The organism is Micromonospora sp. NPDC005710 (assembly GCF_040630995.1).
Classification (GTDB): domain Bacteria; phylum Actinomycetota; class Actinomycetes; order Mycobacteriales; family Micromonosporaceae; genus Micromonospora.
The window spans coordinates 77,540-100,074 of sequence record NZ_JBEXYP010000016.1 but is presented as its reverse complement, the minus strand read 5'-3'; the positions used below and the strand labels follow the sequence as shown (position 1 = coordinate 100,074).

The 22,535-nt window shown below is 72.5% G+C and carries 23 protein-coding genes and 2 pseudogenes; 1 reads left to right on the top strand and 24 read right to left on the bottom strand.

All coding sequences use genetic code 11. The features are described 5' to 3' along the window. Positions 1-33 precede the first annotated feature (33 nt). Genes hisH through hisD form a run of 5 tightly spaced genes read right to left on the bottom strand, consistent with a single transcriptional unit; the run spans position 34 to position 3,850 of the window. Complete coding sequence (hisH, locus tag ABZ406_RS21860) at positions 34-666, bottom strand: imidazole glycerol phosphate synthase subunit HisH (RefSeq protein ID WP_357764466.1); 633 nt, start codon at positions 664-666, stop codon at positions 34-36. A 13-nt stretch (positions 667-679) separates the two neighbouring features. Beyond that, positions 680-850, bottom strand: coding sequence for a hypothetical protein (locus ABZ406_RS21855; RefSeq protein ID WP_357764463.1), 171 nt, complete (start codon positions 848-850; stop codon positions 680-682). Next, positions 850-1,461, bottom strand: a complete 612-nt coding sequence (gene hisB / locus ABZ406_RS21850; protein WP_357764460.1) for an imidazoleglycerol-phosphate dehydratase HisB — start codon at positions 1,459-1,461, stop codon at positions 850-852. The genes ABZ406_RS21855 and hisB overlap by 1 nt, the downstream gene beginning before the upstream one ends. After that, entirely contained in the window at positions 1,458-2,531 is a 1,074-nt protein-coding gene (locus ABZ406_RS21845) for a histidinol-phosphate transaminase (protein ID WP_357764457.1), read from the bottom strand. The genes hisB and ABZ406_RS21845 overlap by 4 nt, the downstream gene beginning before the upstream one ends. Then, positions 2,528-3,850 (bottom strand): histidinol dehydrogenase, encoded by a 1,323-nt coding sequence (gene hisD / locus ABZ406_RS21840; protein WP_357764454.1) that lies wholly within the window; start codon positions 3,848-3,850, stop codon positions 2,528-2,530. The genes ABZ406_RS21845 and hisD overlap by 4 nt, the downstream gene beginning before the upstream one ends. A 106-nt stretch (positions 3,851-3,956) precedes the next feature. On the opposite strand from hisD, the gene ABZ406_RS21835 reads away from it, so the two are divergent. Next, a complete protein-coding gene (locus ABZ406_RS21835; protein WP_357764452.1) occupies positions 3,957-4,661 on the top strand; it encodes an LON peptidase substrate-binding domain-containing protein in 705 nt (234 codons plus the stop codon). Here ABZ406_RS21835 and ABZ406_RS21830 read toward each other — a convergent pair. The 19 genes and pseudogenes from ABZ406_RS21830 to ABZ406_RS21740 form a co-directional block, all read right to left on the bottom strand. Then, on the bottom strand, positions 4,576-5,391 hold the full coding sequence (locus ABZ406_RS21830) for a DUF2567 domain-containing protein (RefSeq protein WP_357764449.1): 816 nt from the start codon (positions 5,389-5,391) through the stop codon (positions 4,576-4,578). The two genes, ABZ406_RS21835 and ABZ406_RS21830, sit on opposite strands and share 86 nt — an antisense overlap. Positions 5,392-5,446: 55 nt before the next feature. Beyond that, positions 5,447-7,132 carry an AAA family ATPase gene (locus ABZ406_RS21825; RefSeq protein WP_357764446.1) on the bottom strand — a complete coding sequence of 562 codons (1,686 nt, stop codon included), beginning with the start codon at positions 7,130-7,132 and terminating at the stop codon, positions 5,447-5,449. Between the two features lie 74 nt (positions 7,133-7,206). Continuing rightward, complete coding sequence (locus ABZ406_RS21820) at positions 7,207-8,238, bottom strand: hypothetical protein (protein ID WP_357764442.1); 1,032 nt, start codon at positions 8,236-8,238, stop codon at positions 7,207-7,209. Positions 8,239-8,280: 42 nt separating this feature from the next. Beyond that, positions 8,281-9,225, bottom strand: a complete 945-nt coding sequence (locus ABZ406_RS21815) for an RluA family pseudouridine synthase (protein ID WP_357764440.1) — start codon at positions 9,223-9,225, stop codon at positions 8,281-8,283. After that, a complete protein-coding gene (gene lspA / locus ABZ406_RS21810; RefSeq protein WP_357764438.1) occupies positions 9,222-9,836 on the bottom strand; it encodes a signal peptidase II in 615 nt (204 codons plus the stop codon). Before lspA ends, ABZ406_RS21815 begins: the two co-directional genes overlap by 4 nt. Positions 9,837-9,900: 64 nt before the next feature. Then, positions 9,901-10,332, bottom strand: a complete 432-nt coding sequence (locus ABZ406_RS21805) for a TraR/DksA C4-type zinc finger protein (protein ID WP_357764436.1) — start codon at positions 10,330-10,332, stop codon at positions 9,901-9,903. Between the two features lie 226 nt (positions 10,333-10,558). Next, entirely contained in the window at positions 10,559-12,058 is a 1,500-nt protein-coding gene (locus ABZ406_RS21800) for a potassium/proton antiporter (RefSeq protein WP_357764433.1), read from the bottom strand. A 22-nt stretch (positions 12,059-12,080) separates the two neighbouring features. Further along, positions 12,081-12,386 (bottom strand): DUF167 domain-containing protein, encoded by a 306-nt coding sequence (locus ABZ406_RS21795; protein WP_357764430.1) that lies wholly within the window; start codon positions 12,384-12,386, stop codon positions 12,081-12,083. A gap of 10 nt (positions 12,387-12,396) precedes the next feature. Next, positions 12,397-12,645 (bottom strand): annotated as a pseudogene (locus ABZ406_RS21790) (hypothetical protein); the annotation flags it as partial. A 267-nt stretch (positions 12,646-12,912) separates the two neighbouring features. Further along, a pseudogene (locus ABZ406_RS21785) lies at positions 12,913-13,266 on the bottom strand (hypothetical protein); the annotation flags it as partial. A gap of 80 nt (positions 13,267-13,346) precedes the next feature. Beyond that, positions 13,347-14,156, bottom strand: a complete 810-nt coding sequence (locus ABZ406_RS21780; protein WP_357764428.1) for a DivIVA domain-containing protein — start codon at positions 14,154-14,156, stop codon at positions 13,347-13,349. 44 nt (positions 14,157-14,200) lie between these two features. After that, entirely contained in the window at positions 14,201-14,506 is a 306-nt protein-coding gene (locus ABZ406_RS21775) for a YggT family protein (protein WP_030334503.1), read from the bottom strand. Between the two features lie 30 nt (positions 14,507-14,536). Then, complete coding sequence (gene sepF, locus ABZ406_RS21770) at positions 14,537-15,229, bottom strand: cell division protein SepF (RefSeq protein WP_357764426.1); 693 nt, start codon at positions 15,227-15,229, stop codon at positions 14,537-14,539. A gap of 190 nt (positions 15,230-15,419) precedes the next feature. Continuing rightward, positions 15,420-16,163 carry a YggS family pyridoxal phosphate-dependent enzyme gene (locus ABZ406_RS21765; protein WP_357764424.1) on the bottom strand — a complete coding sequence of 248 codons (744 nt, stop codon included), beginning with the start codon at positions 16,161-16,163 and terminating at the stop codon, positions 15,420-15,422. 9 nt (positions 16,164-16,172) lie between these two features. Beyond that, entirely contained in the window at positions 16,173-17,288 is a 1,116-nt protein-coding gene (gene ftsZ, locus ABZ406_RS21760) for a cell division protein FtsZ (protein ID WP_357764421.1), read from the bottom strand. 246 nt (positions 17,289-17,534) lie between these two features. Next, positions 17,535-18,356, bottom strand: coding sequence for an FtsQ-type POTRA domain-containing protein (locus tag ABZ406_RS21755; RefSeq protein ID WP_357764419.1), 822 nt, complete (start codon positions 18,354-18,356; stop codon positions 17,535-17,537). Then, positions 18,353-19,918, bottom strand: coding sequence for a UDP-N-acetylmuramate--L-alanine ligase (gene murC / locus ABZ406_RS21750; RefSeq protein WP_357764417.1), 1,566 nt, complete (start codon positions 19,916-19,918; stop codon positions 18,353-18,355). The genes ABZ406_RS21755 and murC overlap by 4 nt, the downstream gene beginning before the upstream one ends. Further along, complete coding sequence (gene murG, locus ABZ406_RS21745; RefSeq protein ID WP_357764414.1) at positions 19,915-21,021, bottom strand: undecaprenyldiphospho-muramoylpentapeptide beta-N-acetylglucosaminyltransferase; 1,107 nt, start codon at positions 21,019-21,021, stop codon at positions 19,915-19,917. Before murG ends, murC begins: the two co-directional genes overlap by 4 nt. Then, on the bottom strand, positions 21,021-22,460 hold the full coding sequence (locus ABZ406_RS21740; RefSeq protein WP_357764411.1) for a putative peptidoglycan glycosyltransferase FtsW: 1,440 nt from the start codon (positions 22,458-22,460) through the stop codon (positions 21,021-21,023). Before ABZ406_RS21740 ends, murG begins: the two co-directional genes overlap by 1 nt. Positions 22,461-22,535: the final 75 nt, after the last annotated feature.

The following is a 22,535-nucleotide window of genomic DNA, read 5'->3' as shown; positions in this document are numbered from 1 at the left end:
GACACCCTCGGGTCGGGCACCGCGAGACGGCGCTCAGCCACCGCTGGGCAACGTGGCGAGCCAGTTACGCAGCAGCGCGGCACCGGTCTCGGCGGACTTCTCCGGGTGGAACTGAGCCGCCGACAACGACCCACGCTCCACCGCCGCGACGAAATCCGTGTCGTGGTGGGCGGTGGTCACGGTGGCACCGGCAGCGGCGAGCGCGGCCGGGTCGCCCATCGCGTACGAGTGGACGAAGTAGAACCGGCTCCGCTCGGTCAACCCGGCGAACAACACCGACTCGCGGGGAGCCCGGACCGTGTTCCAGCCCATGTGCGGCAACCGGGTCGCGGCCAACCGGGTCACCCCACCAGGCAGCAACCCCAGCCCCTTGGTCACCACGCCGTGCTCGTCGCCGTGCTCGAAGAGCACCTGCATGCCCACGCAGATGCCGAGCACCGGTCGGCCAGCGGCCACCCGCTCGGCGATGACCGGGCCGGCGCCCAACGCCTCGATCCCCGCCATGCACGCCGCGTACGCGCCCACACCCGGCACCACCAGACCATCCGCGGCAGCCGCCGCGGCCAGGTCGTCGGTCACCCGGACATCCGCTCCGGCGGCGGCCAACGCCCGCTCCGCCGAGCGCAGGTTGCCCGAACCGTAGTCGAGCACCACCACGTCGCTCACGTCGTCACCCCGATCACCCGTTGTCCGGCAGCAGCCGCAGCACCCCGGCGACGGTGGCGAGCACCGCGAGCACCGCCGTGACAAGCACCGCCCCCTTCGGCGCGCCCTGCCGATACAGCGACCAGGTGCCACCCACCAGCACCCCGGCCAGGATCAACAGCAAGGTCGGCAACGCCCCGCCCATCAGAGCAGGCCCTTCGTGCTCGGGATCGACCCCGCCGACCGCGGATCGATCGAGGTGGCCTCGCGCAACGCGCGGGAGACCGCCTTGAACTGCGCCTCCACCACGTGGTGCGCGTCCGGGTGACCACCCGGCCGGGCCGCCCGCAGCACGTCGACGTGCAGCGTGACCCGGGCCGCCTGGCCGAAGGACTCCCAGATGTGGCGGGTCATGCTCGTCGCGTAGACCGGCCCGATGTAGGGGGCGAGCGCCGGCTCGTCGTGCACCACGTACGGCCGACCGGAGAGATCCACGGCGGCCCGGACCAGCACCTCGTCCATCGGCACTGTCGCCGAGCCGTACCGCCGGATGCCGGCCTTGTCGCCGAGCGCCTGGTCGAACGCGGCGCCCAGGGCGAGTGCGGTGTCCTCGATCGTGTGGTGCGCGTCGATCTCCAGGTCACCCACTGTGCGCACGGTCAGATCGAAGCCGCCGTGCCGGGCGATCTGGTGCAGCATGTGGTCGTAGAAGCCGACGCCGGTGCTGATCTCGGCGGCGCCGGTGCCGTCGAGATCGATCTCGACGAGGACCTTGGTCTCCTTGGTGATCCGTTCCACCCGGGCGGTCCGACTCATTGCGAGGTCTCCATTGCAGAAAGGAAGGCGTCGGTCTCGGCGGCAGTGCCGGCGGTCACCCGCAGCCAGCCGGGAAGGCCGACGTCACGAACCAGCACCCCCTGCGCCAGCAGGGCGTTCCAGACGACGGACTGGTCACCGCCCACCTCGAACAGCACGAAGTTGGCGTCGCTGTCGGCGACCCGCAACCCCCGCTCGCGCAGCGTCGCCACGATCCGGTCCCGCTGCGCCATGATCGCGCTCACCGTACCGAGAAGGGCGTCGCGGTGGGTCACCGCCGCGCGTGCGGCGGCCTGGGTGAGCGCGGAGAGATGGTACGGCAGACGAACGAGCTGCACCGCCCGCACGACCGCCGGGTCGGCGGCCAGGTAACCCAGCCGGCCGCCGGCGAAGCCGAACGCCTTGCTCATCGTCCGGGTCACCACCAGCCGCGGGTGGCCGGGCAGCACCGCGAGGGCACTCACCGTCCCGGGCCGGGCGAACTCGGCGTACGCCTCGTCGACGACCACCATGCCGGGCGCCACGTCGAGCACTGCGGCGATCACCGCCGGGTCCAGTGCGGTGCCGGTGGGATTGTTCGGCGAGCAGAGGAAGACCACGTCCGGTTGGTGCTCGCGGACCTGGGCGACCGCCTCCTCGGCGGTCAGCCCGAAGTCGACGCCCCGGGCGGCGGGCACCCACCGGGTGCTGGTGCCGAGGGCCAGCAGCGGGTGCATCGAGTACGCCGGAACGAAACCGAGCGCAATGCGCCCCGGCCCGCCGAACGCCTGGAGCAGTTGCTGTTGGATCTCGTTGGAGCCATTGGCCGCCCACACCTGTTCGACGGTGAGCCCGTGCCCGAGATATTCGGCCAGGTCGGCGCGGAGCGCCACCGCGTCCCGATCCGGGTAACGGTTCAGCTCACGCAGCTCGGCAGCGAGCGCCTTGCCGATCGCCTCGACCACCGGCTCGGGCACCGGGTGCGAGTTCTCGTTGGTGTTGAGCCGCACCGGCACGTCCAGTTGCGGCGCCCCGTACGGCGACAGCCCGCGCAGGTCGGCGCGGAGTGGCAGATCGTCGAGGCTCGTCACGCCGCACCTCCCGGAAAACGGGCCTGGACCGCCTGGCCGTGCGCGGGCAGATCCTCCACGTTGGCCAGGGTGACCACGTGCGGGGCCACGTCGCGCAGCGCGGCCTCGGTGTACTCGATCAGGTGCACACCGCGCAGGAAGGACTGCACGGACAGCCCGGAGGAGTGTCGGGAGCAGCCGCCGGTGGGCAGCACGTGGTTGGAGCCGGCGCAGTAGTCGCCGAGCGACACCGGCGACCAGGCACCCACGAAGATCGCCCCGGCGTTACGGACCCGAAGCGCCCACTCCCGGGCGTCGACCGTCTGGATCTCCAGGTGCTCGGCCGCGTACGCGTCGACCACCCGCAGCCCCGCCTCAAGGTCGTCGACCAGGACCACGCCGCTCTGCTCACCGGTCAGCGCCGTGGTGACCCGCTCGGTGTGCTTCGTCGCCGGCACCTGCCGGGCCAGCTCCGCCTCGACCGCCTCGACCAACGCCTCCGACGGGGTGACCAGCACGCTCGCGGCGAGCGGGTCGTGCTCGGCCTGACTGATCAGGTCGGCGGCCACGTGCGCCGGGTCGGCGGTGTCGTCGGCCAGGATGGCGATCTCGGTCGGCCCGGCCTCGGCGTCGATGCCGACCACGCCGCGCAGCAGCCGCTTCGCGGCGGTCACCCAGATGTTGCCGGGGCCGGTGATCAGGTCGACCGGGTCGCACCGCAGATCACCCGCCGGGTCGACCGCCGCGCCGTACGCCAGCATCGCCACCGCCTGGGCCCCACCCACCGCGTACACCTCGTCGACGCCGAGCAGCGCGCAGGCGGCGAGCACCCGGGGGTCGGGCAGGCCGCCGTTGTCCTTCTGCGGCGGGCTGACCACCACCAGCGAGCGGACCCCGGCCGCCTGGGCCGGCACCACGTTCATCACCACTGTCGACGGGTACATCGCCAGGCCACCGGGCACGTACAGACCGACCCGGTCGACGGGCAACCACCGCTCGGTGACGGTGCCACCGGGCACCACCTGGGTGGTGTGGTCGGTGCGCCGCTGGTCGGCGTGCACCCGACGGGCCCGGGCGATGGACTCCAGCAGCGCGGCACGCACCGCCGGGTCGAGCACCCCCTCCGCCTCGGTGATCGCCTCGACCGGCACCCGCAGCACCTCCGGGGAGATGCCGTCGAACCGTTCGCTCGCCTCCCGGATCGCCGAGTACCCATGCTCACGGACCGCCTCCACCAGGGGCCGGATGCGCTCGACGGCGACGGACACGTCGAGCTGGGCACGGGGCAGCAGACGGCGCGGGTCACCGAGACCGTCGCGCAGGTCGATCCGATTCAGCACCCTTGGGAGTCTAGGCGGCCGGCCCGACGTCCACCCGAGCCGCCCGGTCGGCGGGACGGTGAGCCGGGCCACGCCCCCGGCGGCGCGATTGGTTAGGCTCGACCACGTGATCGCACGGCTGCCGGTGTTTCCGCTCGCAACGGTGCTCTTTCCCGGGTTGGTGCTGCCGCTGCACATCTTCGAGGAGCGCTACCGGGCGCTGGTCCGACACCTGGTCGGCCTGCCCGAGGGTGCCCCGCGTGAGTTCGGCGTGGTGGCCATCCAGTCCGGCTGGGAGGTCGCGCCCGCCGGTCCCGGCGACCGGGCGACGCCCGGTGCCGGCAAGGTGACGTTGCACGAGGTGGGCTGCACCGCCGAGCTGCGCCAGGTGACCGAGTTGGCCGACGGCGGGTTCGACATCGTCACTGTCGGCCGGCGTCGGTTCCGGATCGCCGAGGTCGACGACAGCACGGAGCCCTACCTGACCGCCGACGTCGAATGGCTGCCCGACCCGGGCGGCACGGACGAGGTGGCCGATCTGCTGGCCGCCCGGGTGATCGCGGTGTTCCGGCAGTACCTCGGCCTGATCCGCTCCGACCCGGAGGAGATCTCCGAGCAGCTGCCGGAGGACCCGACTGTGCTCTCGCACCTGGTGGCGGCCACCGCGGCGCTCACCGTCGACGACCGGCAGCGCCTGCTGGCCATCGACGACACCGCGTCCCGGCTCCGCGCCGAGCTGCGGTTGCTCAACCGCGAGGCGGCTCTGCTGCGTCAGGTGCGGGCGGTTCCGGTCCCGCTGGCGGAGTTGGCGTCCCCGCCGACACCCAACTGAACTCCCCCGGCTCGGGCTCCGGGCGTAGCCCCGGCCACCGCGACCAGCCGGCCAACAGGGTGTACATGACCGCCGCCCCGAACGCCGGCAGCAGAAGGTTGCCGTGCGGCACCGGCAGCACACCGAGCAGCCAGTCCACCCCACCGGCGCGCAGGTCGGCCGGTTTGCTGAAGGCCTCCCCGGCCGGCGCGGTGGTCAGTAGGCGCTCGAAGGTGGCCAGGCCGATCCGCCGCCCCACCTGCCAGGCCACCGGCGCGGCGACAAGCGTGCCGAGCACCGCGGCGAGCAACCCGACCGGGCCCCGTCGCCGTCGCAGCACGTACCACAGGGCGAGCGCCACGATCAGCCCGAAGGCGAGCCCGAGCAGGCTGAACCAGCCGTCGGCAGCGATCGGCTGCTCCGGTTGCGGCTCGGCGTAGATCGCCCCCTCGGCCGTCTTGAGCACCGGAGTGTCCGGCGCGAGCGCGGCCCAGAGCAACCCGAGTGGGACACCCAGCGCGGCGAGCGCGAGCACGGCCCCCAGCACCGTCGCCACCGCACGCAGCGGACGACGCGGCTCGTCGAACCGCAGCTCCAGCGAACTCTGGTACGCCGCGGAGGCGGGCAGCCCGCCCGGCGCCGTTCCGGCCGACAGGTCGGCCTCCGGCGGCATCACATCCGGCGTACGGGGTGGCGCGGGTTGGTCGGGCTCGCCGACGGGCCGCTCACTGTCGGGGTTGTCCGGGCTCACCCGATGATCCTCTCAGGCCCGGTACGGGGCCGGGGCGCCGGTGGCGCAGACCAACTCACCGGGCGAACGGCTCCACCATCATCGCCGCGGCCCGCAGCCACGCCTGCCGGGTCTCCGGCTGGAGCTGGTGGTACTCGATCGACGACCCGGTCTCCAGAGCCGGGTCGTACGGCACGACCGCCACGCCCCGCGTACGGGTGGCGAAGTGCCGCTCCAGGTCGTCCTGGAGGGCCGAGCGACCCGGGGTCGGGCAGGAGATGAGGGTGATGGCGTTGTCCGCCAACTCGCCCATGCCCTCCTCGTGCAGCAGGTCGAGCATCCAGTCCGCGCTGAACGCCGCGTCCTCCCGGGGCACAGTGGTCACCACCAGCTGGTCGGCGGCCTGCATCACGGTGCGCCAGTTGGGGCTCTCCACGTTGTTGCCGGTGTCCACGCAGACCACGTCGTGGGTGCGCCGCAGCAGCTCCAGCACCCGCCGGACGGTGAACTGGTCCAGTCGCTGGGCGAAGCGAGGGCTCTCCTCGCCGGCGAGCACGTCGTACGAGCCGTCGGAGGCGTGCCGCAGGTAGTCGTCCAGCCGGTCCAGCAGGGTCGCGCCCTCCAGGATCTCGATCTGGGCGAGGTCGCTGATCAGGTGCCGGATCGTCCGGGCGTGCCGGGCGCTGCCGGCGCGCAGGCCGAGGGTGCCGCGCAGCTCGTTGTCGTCCCAGGCCAGCACGCCCTTGCCGCGGACGCTGCCGACGGTGGCCGCGGCGAGCACCGTGGCGGTGGTCTTGTGCACCCCGCCCTTCGGGTTGGCGAAGGCGAACACGCGTGGTGTGCCCAGGTCCCGCTGGAGCACCCCGTTGGCGCGCTCCTGCTCCGGGTCGCCGGCCGGTGGCCGCCACTCGATCCGCGCCGGGTAGGCACGCTCGGCGATCGCCGCGCTGACCGCCGGGGCGGGTGGTGGCGGGACGGGCGGTGCGACCGGCGGCGCGGGCGGTGGAACGACCGGTGGCGGCGCGGCCGGGTAGCCGGTTTCCGGCTGGTAGCCGGTCTCCAGCAGCGCGTACCGCGACTCGACCGGCGGGTCGCCCGGCCGGTAGCCGTTGTCCAACAATGCGTAGCGCGACGAAACCGGGTCGGGGGCGCGGACCGGCGGCTCGGGCTCGGCCCGGTACGTCGGCTCGGCCCGGTAGTCCGGCTCCGCGCGGTAGCCCGGCGCGGCCCGGTAGTCAGGTTCCGCGGGGTAGCCCGGCGCCGCCCGGTAGTCAGGTTCCGCGCGGAAGCCCGGGTCGGCCCGGTAGCCGGGCTCAGCGCGGTAGTCCGGCTGTTCGGTCCGGTACGCCGGCTCCGCGCGGTAATCCGGCTCGGCCCGATAACCCGGTTCGGTGCGATACGCCGGCTCGGCCCGGTACGCCGGCTCGGCCCGGTAGTCGGGCTCCGCGCGGTAGTCCGGCTCCGCGCGGTACGCGGGGTCGACCCGGTAGGTCGCCTCGGCCCGGTAACCAGGCTCCGCGCCGTACGACAGGTCGGCCGGATGCCCGATGGCGGGTGCCCGCCCGGCGTAGCCGTTGGGGGCCGCACGCCGTGGCAGCGGGTCCGGCGGTGGCTCCTCGCCGTGCCGCTCCGGCTCGGTCTGCTCCGCGCCACGACCGCCCAGCCGGGCACGGTCCAACAACGCACGCCACCGCGGCGCTGGTTCGGCCGGCCGGCCCCAGCCGGTCTCACTGCCCTCCACGGCCCGCCCTCCCAGCGCCATCGATCTCTGTCTGACAGGCTACGAACCCAACCCTATTCGGACCACACCTCAGAGCGCACACCAGCCGACGCAGATCACGACGACGGCGGCGACGACGACTGCTCGGCGACGGCGGCGTCCGGCGAGGTCGTGACGCTCGGCGACGTCGACTCGGTGGGCTCCGGCTTAGAATGTTCTGGTGACGGAATCGTCACGACCGGTGCGGGTTCCGACGATTCGCCCACGGGGGTCGAGGGTGCCGGCGCGCTCACCGCCGGCGCTGGCCGCTCCGTCTCGGCCGGTGCCGGGCTCGGCCCGGTGTCGGCCGGGGGGCGCACCACGTCGCGCTGCTCGGGCAGGGGTGGCGTGAAGACCGTGCGGTCCAGCCGGTACACCTCGGGGGCGGGGTCGACGGCCCGCACGTCCGGCTGCGCCGCGACGTCGCGGAGCGCCACGGGCGTCGCGCGGACCACCGCCGCGTAGACACAGGCGCAGCCGGTGCGGTACGCGGCCGCCTCGGCGGCGGCCACCTCGGCGCCGCTGGCGTACCGCTCCCGCAACTCCCGCTCGCCCACCCCGTCGCCGTCGACAGCGGCTGCCCTGGCCCGGTAGTCGGCGGCCTCGGTCTCCTTGCGTGCCGCCACCTGCCGCATCCCGGCGACCACGTCGTCGGGCACCCGCAGGGCGGGAATCTTGACGATCTCGGTCTGCCGGCCGGGCAGCGGAACCCGTCCGAAGACCGTCGAGACCCCCACGTCACCGAGCACCGAGGCCAACCGCTGTGGTGGCAGGTACGCGTCGAGCGTGACCAACGCGTACGTCCCGCCCTCGGCGGCCGGCGCCGCCCCGGGCAGCGCGGCCAGGTCGGCCGCGGCGGACCGCAGATAGCCGGGAACGGAATCGCCGTCGGCCACGCCGACCCGGGTCACCTCGCCGACCGTCCGATCGCCGACCGGGGTGTCGTCGACGGCCCAGACCGCGGTGCCCAGCACCGCCGCCGCCGAGAGCACAGCGGCCCAGCTGAGCACACCGGACCGCGGCGACCGGTCGCCCAGCCGGGCCACGGCCCGGGTCAGCGGCGGCAGCAGCCGCTGGTCCAGCTGCCGCAGCAGGTTGCCGGCGCGCACGGGCGGGATCCCCTCTGTGGAACGGTGTCGGGCGGTCGCCGCTCAGTCACGCAGGATCTGAAGCGCACGGTCCAGGTCGTCAGGGTAGTCGCTGACGAACCGGACCTCGTCCCCCGTTCGGGGGTGCACAAAGCTCAGTTCGCGGGCGTGCAGCCACTGTCGGGCCAGGCCGAGACGGGCCGAGAGGGTGGGGTCGGCGCCGTAGGTGAGGTCACCCACGCAGGGATGCCGCAGGGTGGAGAAGTGCACCCGGATCTGATGGGTCCGGCCGGTCTCCAGCCGGACGTCCACGAGACTCGCCGCCGGGAACGCCTCCAGGGTGTCGTAGTGGGTGATGCTCGGCTTGCCGCCGGACACCACCGCCCACCGGTAGTCGTGGGTGGGGTGCCTGTCGATCGGCGCGTCGACGGTGCCCCGCAGCGGGTCCAGGTGACCCTGCACCACCGCGTGGTAGCCCTTGTCGACCTCCCGGTACTTGAAGGCCCGCTTCAACGCCGTGTACGCCTGCTCGCTCTTGGCCACCACCATGATCCCGGTGGTGCCCACGTCGAGACGGTGCACCACTCCCTGGCGTTCGGCGGCGCCGCTCGTGGAGATGCGGTGCCCGATCGCGGCGAGCGCGCCGATCACCGTCGGCCCGGTCCACCCGGGGCTGGGGTGCGCGGCCACCCCGACCGGCTTGTCGACCACGACGATGTCGTCGTCGGCGTAGACCACCCGCAGGCCGGGCACCGCCTGCGGCACCACTGTCGGCGGTGCGACCGGGGCGGGCAGCGTGACCTCGAGCCAGGAGCCGGCCTTGACCTTGTGCGAGTTGGGCCGGGCCGAGCCGTCGACGAGCGCGTCCCCGGCGTCGATCAGGGCCGCGGCGGCGGTGCGGGAGAGCCCGAACAGCCGGGACACGGCCTGGTCCAGGCGCATGCCGTCGAGGCCGTCCGGAACCGGAAGGGAACGGTGGTCGCCGCCGGCGGCGAACGCGGAGGTCATGCCCGCTCCCGCTGCTCGGTGCCCGACGCGGCGTCAGTGGTGGCCGGGTCGCCGTCGCGGCCCGCCCGCCGACCGTCCCGCTGGCGGCCGGTCAGCTCCAACACGACGGCCAGCAGCACACCGCAGACCAGCGAACTGTCAGCCAGGTTGAACACCGGCCAGACCTGACCGTACGGGTCGAACAGGCTGATCATGTCGACCACGTGCCCGTGGAAGGGGGAGGGTGCCCGGAAGATCCGGTCGACGAGGTTTCCCAACGCGCCACCGAGCACCAGGCCGAGGGAGATCGCCCAGGGCAGCGAGCGCAGCCGCAGTGCCATCCAGACGATCCAGCCGACCACCCCGATGGTGATCAGCGGGAAGACCCAGGTGTGGTCCGCGCCGATGCTCCAGGCCGCGCCGCTGTTGCGGGTCAGGCTCAGGTAGACGACACCGCCCAGCAGCCGGACCGGCTCCCGGTCGGTCAGCGCGGCCAGCGCGAGGTGCTTGGTGACCAGGTCGGCCAGCAGGGCCACCAGGGCGACCCCGGCGAGGATCGCGACGGCCCGGGGCCGGCGGGTGCCGCCGCCCGGGTCGGTGCGGCCGGGTTCGGCGGACGGTACTGCGGTCATGCGCTCCCCATCGACAGTCGTGGCGGTGATCGCTCACCGTCTCATCGCCGCCGGGGAACGGACCTCAGCGCCGCTCCCCCAGCTGCTTGCACGTCACACATTGGGTGGCCGACGGGAAGGCGGCGAGGCGCTCGACCGGGATCGGGTTGCCGCACCGCTCGCACCAGCCGTAACCACCCTCGTCGAGGCGCTCCAGAGCGCGCTCCACCTGCGTGATCCGTTCCAGAATGCTGTTGGCGAGAGAGATCTCCTGCTCCCGCTCGAGCGTCTTGGTGCCCGTGTCGGCCTGGTCGTCCCCGGCCGAGTCGGTCAGCCGATCGCGCTGCAGCTCGGTGATCTCACTCAGCGTCTGATCGTACTCGGCACGAAGCTCGTCCCGCCGCGCCGCCAGCGCCGCCCGGATCTTCTCGGTCTCCGCCGTGCTGCGGGTGGCCTTCGCCACCGGCTTGGCCGCCGGCTTGCGTCCGGCGGTCCTGGTATCGGCTGGCTTCGCCATGGGTCGCTCCCTCGGCCGGCGGAACCGCGCGGTCCGCGGCGCCTGGTCAGGGGGCGCCAACCAGGGCGTCCCCTATGTACGAAAAGGGGCGCACGGCGACGATGGCCGCGCACTCCGGAGATTGGCAAGAATACGGAACGTACAGGCGTCCGACAACGTGGCGCACCGTCGTACCGCTCAACAGGCCCTAGCCCTGCCCAACTGGGGCAAAGGGAACGCTAGCAGATCAAACGTCCACCTCATCCCCGTACTCACCAAACCATCGGGCCAGGCGACCCCGCCGACTGACCGCCCGTAACCGCCGTTCCGCCGCGTCCCGCACCCCGGCGGTCGCCACGATCAGCAGACTGTCGCCGGTCTTCAGCCGAGTGTCCGGTGCGGGCACGAAGCCCACGCCGTCACGCAGCACCAGGGTCACCGACGCGCCGAGCGGAAGGCGCAGTTCGTCGACGTGCACCCCGGCCAGTCGTGAGCCGGGAGGCACCTCCACCTGGAGCAGGTCCGCCCGCATCCGCTCCAGCGGCGCGGTCTCCACATGGATCTCCGCGGCCTCGGCCGGCGCGGTGACCCGCAGCCGGCGGGCGAACGGCCCCAACGTCCCGGTCTGCACCAGCGTGAAGATCACCACCAGCACGAAGACCACGTCGAAGAGCCGCTCCGCGCCGGGCACCCGCTCGGAGAGCGGAATGGTGGCCAGCACGATCGGCACCGCCCCGCGCAGCCCGGCCCAGGACAGGAACGCCTGTTCTCGAAGACCGACCCGGAACGGCAACGCCGAGACGGCTACCGACAACGGCCGGGCCAGCAGCACCAGCGCCAGCCCGGCGACCACGGCGGGCAGCACCGCCGCGTCCAGCCGACCCGGCGAGGCCAACAACCCGAGCAGCACGAACAACCCGATCTGGGCGAGCCAGGCCAGCCCGTCCGCGAACCCGAGAATCGCCTGCCGGTGCGAGAGGCGGGCATTGCCCAGCAACACCCCGGCCACATAGACGGCAAGGAAGCCCGAGGCGTGCAGAACAGCCCCCGCGGCGTACGCCAGCACTGTGATGCCCACCGCCGCGATCGGATAGAGCCCCGCCGACGGCAGGGCTGCCCGACGCAGCGCCCAGGTGCCGGCGACCCCCGCGGCCACGCCCACCGCCGCACCGATGCCCAGTTCGTAACAGACCAACGCGACCTCGTACCACCACGGGTGCGAGAAGCCCCGGTGGGACAGCAGCACCACCAGCAGCACCACCGGGGCGTCGTTCATCCCCGACTCGGCCTCCAGTGTCGCCACCAGTCGCGGCGGCAACCGCAGCCGGCGCAGGGTGGCGAAGACGGCCGCCGCGTCGGTGGACGAGAGCACCGCGCCGTAGAGCAGCGCCAGCCGCCAGTCCAGCCCCAGCAGCAGGTGCACGGCGACGCCGACCACCACGATGCTGACGATCACGCCGACCGTGGAGAGCGCGGAGGCCAGCCCGAGCACCGGGCGCAGCGTCGTCCACCGGGCGGTCAGACCGCCCTCCGCGATGATCACGATGAGCGCACAGAAGCCGAGGGTCCGGGTCAGCTCGACGTCGTCGAACCGGATGCCCAAGCCGCTCTCGCCGATCGCCACGCCCAGGGCCAGGTAGACCAGGAGGCTGGGCACGCCGAGCCGGGTGGAGAGTCGCACCGCGCCGACCGCTACCAACAGCACCGCCGCACCGAGCAGCAGCCCGATATCCAATCCGGGCGTCACGGCTGCCTTGCCTGGGCTGTCCTCACTCGGCGGATCCGTCGCGCAGACGGCGCAGGACCTCGGGCAACTCCGGGCCGGGCCGCTCGACGAGGAAGAGCTTGTCCCGGCTTGCCGCGCCGGTACGCAACGACACGGTGGCCGGTCGGACGCCCAACGCGCCGGCCAACGCCCGACGGGCAGCCTCGGTGGCCCGACCGTCGACGGCCGGGTCGTGGACCGCGATCACGAGGGCGGGCCCGTGCGGGCCGTCGAAGCGGCCACCCACCCGGTCCCGGGAGGCGCCAGGCTTCACCCGTACCGCCACGGTGAGCGTGTCCTGCGCGGGCACCGGCGTCGCTTCAGATCGGCCGGGCGTCGGCGAGCAGAGCGGTCGCCGGGGCGCAGTGCGCGCACGGAGTGAAGCCGAGTTCCACGGCCTCGGCGACCGGCAACGTCTCGGGCTGCCAGCCGATCAGGTGGGGGCAGCCGTCGAGGTGGTAGCGGGGGCGGCCGTCGACGACCTCGACGGCGTCGAGCAGCCGGGCCACCCGGGCCGCCTCGGCGGCGGTGATCTGCTGGGCGGCCGGCTCGTCGACAGCCACGACAGCGGGGTCGAACACGCCGTCTGTCGACGAGGCGGTCGGCGTCGCCGGGCTGACCGGCCGGGCACGCGAGGGCCCGTCGTCCGCCGCGGTCACGAAGGGAGACTCGTCGTCGACGCGCGGGCCGAACGGGGGCTCGTCGTCGACGCGCGGGCCGAACGGGGGCTCGTCGTCGACGCGCGGCTCGAACGGGGGCTCGTCGTCGACGCGCGGCTCGTCCCCCACTCGCGGGTCGAACGGCGGCTCATCCCCGACGCGCGGCGGGTCGAACGGCGACGCCTCATCGACCGGCGGCGCGGGTGGTTGCCGCCACCCGCCACCGCCGGTACCAAACGTCGTGGGCACGTGCTGGACCGGCACCTCCGGCTCGACGATCGGCGGCCCGTACGCGACACCCGGGGTGGCCTGGCTGGCCGTGCGGGATGCGTCGGGATGCCGCCGGTCGGTCCGGTTCGGATCCGCCAGGGCGCGGTTCGCGGCTGCCTGGCGGGCGCCCGCCACCAACGCCACGGCGGCCAGCAGACTGGCCGCGATGGAGATGACCAACAGGAAGCTGGAGCCACCGGCCAGGCCGAGCACCAGTAGCACCACCGCGACGAGGATGAGCAGGAGACTTGCGACTATCACGGCTCACCCCCGCCGCGTCGAACCGTCCAGGCCGGGCCGGCGACCGTCACCATTGGCGGACAGCGATCGCCGGCCGGTGCTCAGCGTCCGGCTTCGAGGGCGCCGGAGCGCCCGCCGCCGCCGTACGAACCGGCGAGACCTGCTGCGGCCAGCCCGTTGCCGCCGGCGACCCGGCCTGCCTCGGAGCGGGTCATCTCGGCCTCGAGCCCCTGGCCACGACCGTCGAGGTCACGCAGCTGGCTCTCCAGGTACGCCTTGAGCCGGGTGCGGTACTCACGCTCGAACTGCTTGAGCTCTTCGATGTGCTTCTGCAGCGCGGTGCGCTTGGCGTCCAGGCCGCCCATGGCCTCCTGGTGCCGCTGGCGGGCGTCCCGCTCAAGGGCGTCAGCCTTCGCGCGCGCCTCCCGGGTCACCTCCTCGGCCTTGCTGCGGGCCTCGGAGAGCAGCTGGTCGGCCTCGCGGCGAGCGTCGGACACGTGGTCGTCGGCGGTGCGCTGGGCCATCATCAGCACGCGCAGGGCCTGCTGCTCACCGTCACCGGTGACGCCGCCGGCCGGGCCGCCGGTCGAGCGGACCTGCTCCAGCTCGGCCTGCATCGCGCGGGCAGCCTGCTCGGCCGCCGACTTGTCGCGCTGCACCCGGTCCAGTTGGGCCTTGACGTCGTTGAGCTCCGCCGCAAGTCGGGCGTCGCCGCCGGAGCCGGCGGGGGCACCGCCACGGCCGCCGCGCTCCACCTGGGCGCGCAGCTCGTTGTTTTCCTCGATGAGACGGGCGAGCTCGCGCTCGACCTCATCGAGGAAGGCGTCGACCTCCTCCTCGTCATACCCCCGTTTGCCGATCGGCGGCTTTTTGAAGGCGACGTTGTGGACGTCGGCCGGGGTCAGCGGCATCGAAACTCCTCGGGTCAGTTGCGGCCGCGAAAGCGCGTCGGTCATCAGGCAGATGCCCTGATCGACGGCCCTAACACGAACTCCATCAGCACGAACAGGATAACCAGGAGCACAAGGGAGGCCAGGTCGATGCTCACGGTACCAATTCGCAGCGGAGGGATCACACGCCTCAACGCGTTGAGAGGGGGATCAGTGACGCTCCACACGGATTCCAATCCTGCCGATGCTCCACGCCCCGGCTGCCAGCGACGGCCGTACTGCAGGACGGCGCTCAACACGAACCGGGACAGAAGAAGGAGCAGGAAGACATAAAGGATCAGGTACAGCACTTGCAGTAAGATCGACAACACGGTCAGCGACGTCCCTCGGGTCGGGCGGGATCAACTCAGACTGAAAAAGCCGCCCTCAGCGATCTTGGCTTTGTCCTCAGCGGTGACCTGGACGTTAGCCGGTGAGAGCAGGAACACCCGATTGGTCACGCGCTCGATCGTACCGCGCAGGCCGAACGCCAGCCCGGCGGCGAAGTCCACCAGACGGCGGGCATCGGCCTCATCCATCTCGGTGAGATTGATGATCACCGGAACCCCGTCGCGGAAGTGCTCGCCGATGGTGCGTGCCTCCCGGTAGGTGGTGGGGTGCAGCGTGGTGATCTGGTAACGCTGCTCCTCCTCCGGCAGGGCCCGCTCGCGCGACGTGACCTGCGGCGCGAGGGCCAGGTTGTCCCTGGTGTGGTAGGTCAGCGCACCTGACGTCTCACCCGCCGACGACCGGGTGATCGACCGGACGCTGGACCGCTCGGCCCGTTCCGGCCGCTCACCGTCACCGCGCTCGGACTCACTCAACCGCCCGCTCGACCGCTCGGAGAGTCGACCCCGCCCGGTCTCGCGCGGCCGGGGAGCCGGCGGCTCCTCGGTGTCGTCCTCGTCGTCGTCGGCGAACTCCTCGGCGTACCGGCTCTGCCGGTAACGCGAGTCGCGGTAGCCACCCTTGTCGTAGCCACCGTCGTCGTAGGCCCGCTCGTCGTCTTCTTCGACCAGACCGAGCCAGACCCCCGCCTTGCGCAGTGCACCCATCCCGCGCCCTTCCGTCCGCCGTGCGGCACGCGCCCCCGTGCCATGTCGCCCGTCGCGAGTGGACAACCATGCCCATCGGACCGGAACGGCAATCCCCCGGCGCGCGATTCGCGTCGCGCGCCACGACCCCCGGCTAGGAGACGCCGCCCCTGAAACAACACTGATGTAATTTGCTTGTCTGGCGGTCAGGCTACCGCAGCGTGGGACGCATTCCGAGCAACGCGCTACCGACGCGGACATGTGTCGCGCCGTAACGGATCGCGATTTCGAAATCTCCACTCATACCTGCGGACAGCGCGGTGGCTCCCGGATGGACAGCCCGAAACGCGTCGGTAACCTCCGCGAGTCGTGCGAACGCCCGCTCCGGCTCCCACCCCAGCGGAGCGACAGCCATGAGACCGACCAGACGCAGCCCTGACGCGTCGGTCACCGCCTCGGCCACCGACTCCAATCCGGAGCCTGGATCCGCCGAGTCGGGCAGAGCCCCGCCCCGGGCCGCGTCACCGTCGATGCTCACCTGGATCAGGGCGTCGAGCGGCGTCTGCCGGTCCGCGGTCGCGGTGGCCAACGCCCGGGCCAGCCGGACACTGTCGACGGAGTGCACCACGTCGGCGTAGCGGACCACCGAGCGGGCCTTGTTGCGCTGCAACTGCCCGATGAAGTGCCAACGGGGACGCACCCCGGCGGCAGCCACCTCGGCGGCCTTACCGGCTGCCTCCTGGTCGCGGTTCTCCCCCATGTCGGTCACCCCGAGCCCGGCCAGCGCCACCACGTCACTGGCCGGGTAGGTCTTCGTCACCGCGATCATCGTGACCTCGGCGCGGTCCCGGCCGGCCTGCGCGCAGGCGTCGTCGACCCGGGACCGCACCTGCGCCAGACCGGCAGCGAGTTCGGCGTGCCGATCCGGTCCCACAGCGGCTGAACTGTCGGTCATCGGCGGTGCTCAGGACCCGTTCTTGAGAAAGTCGGGAACGTCCACGTCGTCGAAGAGCACCCGACGCGGCGACTGGGCCGGAGCCGGGTTGGTGACCGGCGTCGGCGCCGGAGTGCTCTGCGGTGCCGGCTGGTTGGTGTTGGTCTTGCGGGTCGGCTCGGCCGCCTTGTACGCGGGCGTGCCGCCGTCGAAGCCCGCCGCGATGACAGTCACCCGCACCTCGTCGCCGAGCGCGTCGTCGATGACCGCACCGAAGATGATGTTGGCGTCCGGGTGGGCCGCGTCGGTGACCAACTGCGCGGCGTCGTTGATCTCGAACAGGCCCAGGTCGGAGCCGCCGGCGATGGACAGCAGCACGCCCCGCGCGCCGTCCATGCTCTGCTCCAGCAGCGGGCTGGAGATGGCCGCCTCGGCCGCCTCCACCGCGCGGTTCTCGCCACGCGCGCTGCCGATGCCCATCAACGCGCTGCCGGCGCCGCTCATCACGCTCTTGACGTCGGCGAAGTCCAGGTTGATCAGACCCGGAGTGGTGATCAGGTCGGTGATGCCCTGCACACCGGAGAGCAGCACCTGGTCGGCCGTGCGGAACGCGTCCATCATGCTGATGTTGCGGTCACCCAGGGCCAGCAGCCGGTCGTTCGGGATGACGATGAGGGTGTCGCACTGGTTGCGGAGTTCGTCTATCCCCGTCTCCGCCTGCACCTGGCGCCGCTTGCCCTCGAAGGAGAACGGCCGGGTCACCACGCCGATGGTGAGCGCGCCGAGCTTGCGGGCGATGTTGGCCACCACCGGCGCGCCGCCGGTGCCGGTGCCGCCACCCTCGCCGCAGGTCACGAAGACCATGTCGGCGCCCTTGAGCACTTCCTCGATCTCGTCGCGGTGGTCCTCGGCGGCGTTCTTCCCGACGTCCGGGTTGGCCCCGGCCCCCAGGCCACGGGTCAGCTCCCGGCCGACGTCGAGCTTGACGTCGGCGTCGCTCATCAGCAGCGCCTGCGCGTCGGTGTTGATCGCGATGAACTCGACGCCCTTGAGCCCAACCTCGATCATCCGGTTGACGGCGTTGACGCCGCCACCCCCGATGCCGACGACCTTGATGACCGCCAGGTAGTTGTGCGGAGGTGTCATCTCCGGTCCTTTCCTTCGAGATTGGCTTCGGCCGACCGCGTACGGCGTGGCCAGACCAGCGGCCGACGACAGCTGTCACCAACGAGGATCAGGGGTGAACCCTAACCCTCTACTAGAGGCTTACAGTTATGTCAACCACTGAAGCTCTTCGAGGCAACGTAAGCGCCACCACGCGATGAGCCAAGGACCCGGGCGGCGTGTCGCCGAGCGGAGCGCGGCGGGTCACGTCCCTCCACGCTCACCCGGTCACCGAAAGGTCACCACGTCGGGCGCGCTCACGTCGATCCGGTCGGTGTCCTGGTCGAGCAACGCGGTGGCCACCCGGGCCTTGTCCGTGCCCCGGGTCGCGTCGCCCCAGACCACCGTGCGGTCCCCTCGCAACCGCAGGCTGATCCGGGCCAACCCCTCCACGTTCACGTCCACCAACTGCGCGCGCAGCTCGGGCGTGAGTGCGACGAGCACCTCCAACGCGGCCCGGGTACCCGGGTCGTCGGCGGCCGGCCGGGCCACCGTCACCTGCGGCAGGTCGGCCGGGCGTCGTTCCACCGTCCGAAACGCCACCCCGCTCCGGTCGACCAGGGCGAACGCCTCGCCCTGCGGCACCACCGCCACCGCGGTCCGCTCGGTCACCCGCACCACGAGCGCGCCGGGCCAGTCCCGGGAGACAGTGACCCGCTCCACCGCCGGCAGCGCCCCGACCCGACGCGCCGCAGCGGCCAGGTCCACCCGCGCCAGCGGCACCCCGTCCGGCACCCCTACCGCGTCGTGCACCTGCACCGGAGTCACCAGGTCGGCGCCCTCCACGCGCACCTCCCGCACACCGAACAACCCGGTGCCGAGCACCGTCCAGGCGACCAGCCCGGCCAACGCCAGCACCCCGGCGGCCACCGCCCACGGCAACGCCGCCCGCATGCGGCGTTGCCGGGCACGGGCCATGAACCGGCGGGTCGAGGGCGGTACCGCGTCGCTGCCCGCCCGAACCAGCTGCCACCGCCGGGCCGGACCGCGGCGCGGGCCGCCCCCGTCGGCGGCGGCGCTGGTCCGCCCTCGGGCCGGGCCGGGACTCATCCGGCCGTGGGCGCCGAGCCGCCAGGCACGGCGGTGCCACCGAGAGCCGCTCCGTCGCCGCCGGACGTGGCCCCACCAGCGACCGGCTCACCGATCGCCGGGGTGGTGGCCACCGGGTCCACTGTCGCTGTCGGTGCCGGGCCGTCCGTCCGCTCACCCAGGGCGGCCAGCAGCTCGTCACCCATCAGGGAGATCGGCGGGGCGCCCATGGTGACCACCACGTCCCCCGAGCGGGCACGACGGGCCACCTCGACCGGCGCCTGCTCCCACGACTCGACGAAGACCTTGCGGTCGGCGGGCAGGTCCACCGCCGCGATCAGCGCCGCCGAGCCCTCGCCGGGCTGACGCAACTCACCCGGGCCGAAGACCTCCAACAGCACCACCTCGTCGGCGATGGCCAGCGCGTCGGCGATCTCCGCCTGGTTGTCGCGGGTGCGGTACAGCCGGTACGGCTGGAAGACGACTATCAACCGGCCGTCCCCGGCGACCTCGCGCAGCGTCTGCATCGCCAACGTCATCGAGGTCGGGTGGTACGCGTACTCGTCGTAGACCAGCACGCCGTCCGCGAGACCCTTGCGCTCGAAGCGCCGTCGCACCCCGGGGAAGACCGCGAGCGCGGCCTCCGCCGCCTCCAAGGGCAGTTCCAGCAGGTACGCGGCCAGCACCGCGGCGGCGCTGTTCAGCCCCATGTGCCGTCCCGGCACCGGTAGCCGGAACTCGCCGAGCGACCGGCCGTCGATCGCGGCCAGGTAGCGCACCCCGCGCGCGGAGGAGACGACCTCGGTCAACCGCAGGTCGGCGTCGGCCGCCTCACCGTAGGTGTGGACCCGCCGCCCCTCGGACCGCAGGCTCTCGGCCAGCCGCCGACCGCCCGGGTCGTCGGCGCAGGTGATGATGAACCCGTCCGGGTCGGTGAGGCCGGCGAACTCCACGAACGCCGCCTCCAGCGTCGCGTAGTCGCCGTAGGTGTTCAGGTGGTCCGCCTCGACGTTCGTGATGATCGAGACGTACGGGCGGTAGATGAGGAACGAGCGGTCACTCTCGTCCGCCTCGACCACGAAGTGTTCGCCGGTGCCGTGGTGGGCGCCCGAGCCGACCTCGGAGATCTCCCCACCGATCACGAAGGACGGGTCCACACCGGCCTGCTGGAGCACCATCGTCACCATGGAGGTGGTGGTGGTCTTACCGTGCGTGCCGGCGACGGCCACCGCCCGGCGGCCGGTCATCGCCGCGGCGAGCGCCTCCGAGCGGTGCAGCACCCGCAGGCCGCGCCGACGCGCCTCGACCAGCTCCAGATGGTCCTGCGGGATGGCCGACGAGTAGACGACGGTGTCCACACCGTCGAGGTTCGTCACCTCGTGGCTGAGGTGGATGGTGCCGCCGAGCGCCCGCAGGCCCGCCAGCGAGGGCCACTCCCGCAGGTCGCTGCCGGAGACGCGGATGCCACGGGTGAGCAGCAGCCGGGCCACGCCGAGCATGCCCACCCCACCCACGCCGATCAGGTGGACGGCACCCAGGTCCTCGGCGGTGAGCGTGCCGGCCGGGGTGAACTGCGCGGTCATCGGGCCACCGCCGCCAGCACGAAGGACCGCAGGGCCTCGTCGCCGTCGCGCCGACCGTACGACGCGGCAGCGGCACCCATCGTGTACAGCCGCTGTGGGTCACGGATGAGTGGGATGACCGTCCGCTCCAGCCAGTCCGGGGTCAGCTCAGCGTCGTCGACCAGCAGCCCTCCGCCGGCCTCCACCACTGGCAGCGCGTTGCGCCGCTGTTCCTGGTTGCTGTGCGGGTACGGCACGTAGATCGTGGGCAGCCCGATCGCCGCCACCTCGGCGACGGTCATCGCCCCGCCCCGGGCCAGCATCAGGTCGGCGGCGGCGTAGCCCAGCTCCATCTCGGACAGGTAGGGCAGCGTCACGTACGGCACCGGCAGGTCGGTGGGGATCGGCACCGGCTCGTTGCGGGCACCCATCACGTGCAGCACCTGCACGCCGTTGCGGGCCAACTCCTTGGCCGCCCCGGACACCGCCAGGTTTATCGAACGGGCACCGGACGAGCCGCCGGACACGAAGAGCACCGGCAGGTCCGGGCGGAGCCCGAAGTGGGCGCGGGCGGCGTTACGCAGCGCGTACCGGTCCAGACCGGCGATGGCGCGGCGCAGCGGCACACCGACGACTGTGGCGTCCCGCAGCGACTCGGCCTGGCTCGGCTGGTTCGGGAAGCCGACGGCCACGTTCTTGGTGAACTTCATGCCCAGCTTGTTGGCCACGCCCGGCGGCACGTTCACCTCGTGGATCACCATGGGCAGCTCGCGACGCCACGCGGCCAGGTAGGCCGGCACCGATACGTACCCGCCGAAGCCGACGACCACGTCGGCCCGCACCTCGTCGATCACCTTGCCCGCGGCGCGGGCCGCCGTCCACATCCGGCCCGGGGTGCGGACCAGGTTCATGTTCACCGACCGGGGCAGCTGGTACGCCGGGATCTGCCGCAGGTCGTAGCCCTGCGGCGGGATCAGGTCGTTCTCCATGCCCCGAGGTGTGCCGAGGCAGGTGATCCGGACGCCCGGGTCGTGTCGGCGCAGGCAGTCGGCGAAGGCGAGCAGCGGGTAGACGTGCCCCCCGGTGCCACCTCCCGCGAGCACCACCGAACGCAGCGGACCCATCAGCGTCTCCTCTCGCTCGCCGTACCACCGCGGCTCCGGTCCTGTCGGACCCCGCGCGGCGCGGCCTGATCGTCATGGCGCCGCTCGCGGGACCGGGGCACTGACCCTCGGCCGGCGGGCGGCATCGCCGGTCGGCGACGCCGGCCGGGAAGCGGCGGCAACGGGGCCCAGAGTAGTCGGACCCACCGGGCCGGCGGACGGGCATGCAGTGCTCTGGCCGCATCGGGTTCGGCGCGGGCGAAGGAGGCCAGCATGCCGATGCCGGCCAACGTCACCACCAGGGCACTTCCGCCGTCGGAGATGAACGGCAGCGGCAGGCCGGTGATCGGCAGCAGCCCGACCACCCCACCGATGTTGATCACCGCCTGGCTGACCAGCCAGGTCGTCACGGCGGTGGCGGCGAGCCGACGGAACGGGTCGTCGACCCGCCGGGCGATGCGGAACCCGGTGTACGCGATGACCGCGAACAGGGTGAGCACCACGACACACCCGATCACACCCAGTTCCTCGGCGATGATCGCGAAGATGAAGTCGTTGTGCGCCTCGGGCAGCCAGTCCCACTTGAGGCTGCCCTTGCCCAGCCCGACACCGAACCAGCCACCGTGCTCGATGGCCAGCCGCCCCTGGTAGAACTGGAGGCACTCGTTGAGTTTGCAGGTCTCCGGGTCCGGTGGGTTGAAGAACATGTCCAACCGGGCGAGGCGGTAGTTGTCCTCGCCGCGCTCACCGGAGCCGGCACCCAGCGAGGCCACCGCGACGAGCAGGCCGATCCCGACCAGACCGGCAGCGGCCAGGGCGCCGAAGACCCGCATCCGCACCCCGGCGGCCCAGAGCAGGCCCACCACCAGGGCCAGCAGGCAGAGCATCGTGCCGGTGTCGTTGTAGCCGACCAGGACGAAAAGCAGGCCGACCACCGGGAAGAGCGGGGTGGCCAGCTCGCGCCACCACCCCAGCGCGGCGCCCTTGCGGGCGACCAGGTGCGCACCCCAGAGCACCATCGCGAACTTGGCCAGCTCCGATGGTTGAAGCTGGATCCCGCCGACGAACAGCCAGTTCAGTCGCGCCTCGACCGGCCCGAAGCTGGCCGAATCCTGCCCGGTCAGCCGGGCGAACGCGACGAGCAGGTTGAGCACCACCAGCAGGGCGATCGACGTGAACAGCAGCGGCCGGCCCAGCGACCGGTAGGTGCTCGCCGGCAGACGCTGGCAGACCCAGAACGCACCGATGCCGATCACCGCGAAGATGGCCTGCTTGGTCACCGATGCCGAGGCGTTGCCGTCCTCGGCGTAGTCCTTCACGCTTGTCGCCGAGAAGACCATCGTCAGCCCGATCAGCAGCAGCAGGCCGGCGCAGGACAGCAGCAGAAAGTACGAGGTCAGCGGCCGGTCCAGCAGGCCGCGCAGCGCGGCGAGCCCACCGGCCGCGTCGAACCCGCGCACCGGTGTCGCCGCCGCGACCTCCGGCCCACGTCCCGCCGGCCCAGCCTCCCGCGCCGCCGTCCCGGCCTCACGGGC